Origin of the sequence: Mesorhizobium sp. M4A.F.Ca.ET.020.02.1.1 (assembly GCF_004022645.1) — a bacterium.
In the GTDB taxonomy this organism is placed as follows: Bacteria; Pseudomonadota; Alphaproteobacteria; order Rhizobiales; family Rhizobiaceae; genus Mesorhizobium.
The window spans coordinates 1-2,517 of the sequence record NZ_RZOI01000815.1 but is presented as its reverse complement, the minus strand read 5'-3'; the positions used below and the strand labels follow the sequence as shown (position 1 = coordinate 2,517).

Annotated in this window: 2 protein-coding genes and 1 pseudogene; all 3 read left to right on the top strand. The window is 65.3% G+C overall.

Annotation, left to right across the window (positions count from 1 at the left end; all coding sequences use genetic code 11):
- Positions 1-451, top strand: a pseudogene (locus EN742_RS31545) (septal ring lytic transglycosylase RlpA family protein); the annotation flags it as partial.
- Between the two features lie 84 nt (positions 452-535).
- Positions 536-1,693, top strand: coding sequence for a D-alanyl-D-alanine carboxypeptidase family protein (locus EN742_RS31540; protein WP_126054595.1), 1,158 nt, complete (start codon positions 536-538; stop codon positions 1,691-1,693).
- Between the two features lie 63 nt (positions 1,694-1,756).
- Positions 1,757-2,431 (top strand): dTMP kinase, encoded by a 675-nt coding sequence (gene tmk / locus EN742_RS31535; protein WP_126054596.1) that lies wholly within the window; start codon positions 1,757-1,759, stop codon positions 2,429-2,431.
- Positions 2,432-2,517: the final 86 nt, after the last annotated feature.

Sequence of the window (2,517 nt, the reverse complement as noted above, 5' to 3'; positions counted from 1 at the left end):
GTCGGCGCAGGGCGCCAGCGATGTCATACTGCCAGATTTTGGACCGATCGTGCCGGAGCGGCCGGAGATCAATTTGCCGCCGAATTCGCCCTTCGCCATGGCCTCGCTCTCCTATGCCGACGAGCGCGTCGGACGCGCCGACGTCTTCGCCGCCTTCGACGGTGCGGGCATGTCGCCCTCGGACATTCTGCAATCGTGGAAGAGATCCAATTCGACATCGCCGGCCGCCGCCGACTATGTCGCCGCCGGCTCCTTCGATGATGCGGCCGAGGCAAAACGCGTGGCGGCGGCGCTCAAGCCTTTCGGCAGGACCGAAATCCAGCGCACCGAGCTCGATGGCAACGACTGGTATGCGGTCAACGTCTATCCGGACGGCCATGGCAGCGTCGATGACGTGCTGAAGGCGGCCTGGTCGCACGGCGCGCCGGACGCGCTTGTCGTGCGCGACTGATCTATTTCGATCGCACGGTTGATCCGCCGGAAAAAAGCCTGATAGCTTTGCCCCTGCCAATACCGGCTAACGGGTCGAGCCCTTATGCAGTTTCGCCTTTTTCCGCCCCTCGCTGGGCTTTGCCTGTTGCTGCTTTCCCTGATCCCGGCCAACGCACAGCTTTTCGAAACCAAGGCGGCGCAAGCCTTCATGATCGATGCCGACACCGGCACCGTGCTGTTCGCCAAGGATGCCGACAAGCCCATCCCGCCGGCCTCGATGGCCAAGCTGATGACGATGGAAGTGGTCTTCAACGCCATCAAGTCCGGCCGCATGACGATCAACGACACGTTCCTGGTCAGCGAGAACGCCTGGCGCACCGGCGGCGCGCCGTCCGGCACATCGACCATGTTCGCCAAGCTCAAATCGCCGGTTCGCGTCGAGGACCTGATCCAAGGCGTGACGGTGCAGGCCGCCAATGACGGCTGCATCGTGCTGGCCGAGGGCATGGCCGGCTCGGAGGCCAATTTCGCCGTGCAGATGACCGAGCGCGCCCGCGAACTCGGCCTGCAGAAATCGACCTTCGTGAACGCCACCGGCCTGCCGGCAGACGGCCAGCAGACGACGGTTCGGGAGCTTGCGCAGCTGGCGCTGCATATCTGGCGCGACTACCCCGATTTCTATCGCTACTACGGCCAGGCGGATTTCACCTGGAACAAGATCACCCAGAAGAATCGAAACCCGCTATTGGCCATGGGCATCGAGGCCGATGGCTTCGTCGCCGGCATGAGCGAGGCGGCTGGCTTCGGCATTGTCGGCTCGGTCAGCCACAACGGTACCCGCGTCATCGTCGCGATGAGCGGGCTGGCGAGTGATCGCGAACGCTCCGAGGAGGCGCGCAAGCTGCTCGACTGGGGCGTCCGCTCATTCCAGAAGACCGAGATCTTTGCCAAGGACGAGGTGGTCGGCGAGGCCCAAGTGTTCGGCGGCGCCAAATCCGGCGTGGCGCTCAAGGCGAAAGGACCGATCGATATTTTCCTGCCGATCGCCAACCGCGACAAGCTGACCGCAAGAATCGTCTATGATGGGCCGGTCTCGGCGCCGGTGGAGGAGGGGCAGCCGGTGGGCAAGCTGCGCGTCTGGATCGGCGACACGCTGAGCCAGGAGACGCCGCTTTTCGCCGCCGAAACGGTCGGCGTCGGCACGCTGCCGCAGCGCGCGCTCGATGCCGCCAAGGAACTGGCCGTCGGCTGGTTGCGTTAGCGCATAGACCTTTTATCGGACGAGGGCTATGACAGCGTCCAGCATGGGCAGAGGCTTTTTCCGGTGACGAGCGGATTTTTCATCACCTTCGAAGGCGGCGAGGGGGCAGGCAAGTCGACGCAGATCGAGCGGCTGGCAAAGCGGATGCGCGCCAAGAAATATGACGTCCTCGTCACCCGCGAGCCCGGCGGCTCGCCGGGCGCCGAGGCGGTGCGGCATGTGCTGCTTTCCGGCGCCGCCGAGCCCTTCGGCCCCAAGATGGAGGCGCTGCTGTTCGCCGCCGCCCGTTCCGACCATGTCGAGCAGGTCATCCGGCCGGCGGTCGAGCGCGGGTCGATCGTGCTCTGCGACCGCTTCATCGATTCCTCGCGTGTCTACCAGGGCGTCACTGGTGGTCTCGATCCAGCCTTCATGGCGACGCTGGAAGAGGTCGCCATCAACGGCATGGTGCCCGACATGACGCTGATCTTCGACATCGATCCCATCGAGGGCCTGCGGCGCGCCACCGCCCGCCGCGGCGCCAATGACGGCCCCGACCGCTTCGAGAAGGAAACGCTCGATATCCATCGCCGCCGGCGCGAGGCCTTTCTCGCCATCGCCGAGGCCGAGCCAGAGCGTTGCATAGTCGTCGACGCCTCCGCCGACCCAGAGACGGTTGAGAATGTCGTCACCGCCGCCGTCTTCGCGGCGCTGGAGACGATAACGCCGGCCGAGAAGCGGCAGACAGCGACGGCATGATCTTCGAACGCATCGCCCCCGAGCAGCACGACACGCTGGACGGCGTGCCGGAACCGTCCGAGACGGCTCGCCTTGTCGGCCACCAT

Bases quoted from the DNA above. Each gene is read 5' to 3' on its own strand.
- EN742_RS31540 (WP_126054595.1), top strand. From the start codon at position 536: ATGCAGTTTCGCCTTTTTCCGCCCCTCGCTGGGCTTTGCCTGTTGCTG.